The organism is Chryseobacterium sp. SIMBA_028 (assembly GCF_046535285.1).
In the GTDB taxonomy this organism is placed as follows: domain Bacteria; phylum Bacteroidota; class Bacteroidia; order Flavobacteriales; family Weeksellaceae; genus Chryseobacterium.
The window spans coordinates 1-269 of sequence record NZ_JAWRWZ010000323.1; the positions used below are offsets into that span (position 1 = coordinate 1).

The 269-nt window shown below is 66.9% G+C and carries 1 protein-coding gene; it reads right to left on the reverse strand.

Annotated elements, in window-relative coordinates; genetic code table 11:
• On the reverse strand, positions 1-264 hold a 264-nt coding region (locus tag SCA31_RS23630), incomplete at its 3' end, for an NAD(P)H-hydrate epimerase (protein ID WP_410699448.1).
• Positions 265-269 lie beyond the last annotated feature (5 nt).

Below are 269 nucleotides of genomic sequence, written 5' to 3' on the forward strand. Positions count from 1 at the left end.
GGGCCAGTGCACTTCTCCGGTGTTCGCATCCAGCCCACTGGGAAGATCACAGGCCACCACCAGGCGGGGAAGGAGTTCCTGGAGGCAGGCAACCAGCTCCGCCGAGTCTTCCCGCAACCCTCCCCGGGCACCGGTCCCCAGCACCGCGTCAATGACGGCGTCGTGCCCGGCGCAGAGAACCGCAAGTTCCTCAGCGTTTCCGGAACCCAGCTGAAGGCAGCGCCCTCCGGCCGCGAGGAAGGCAGCCAGCCCTTCGGAATGCACTTTAG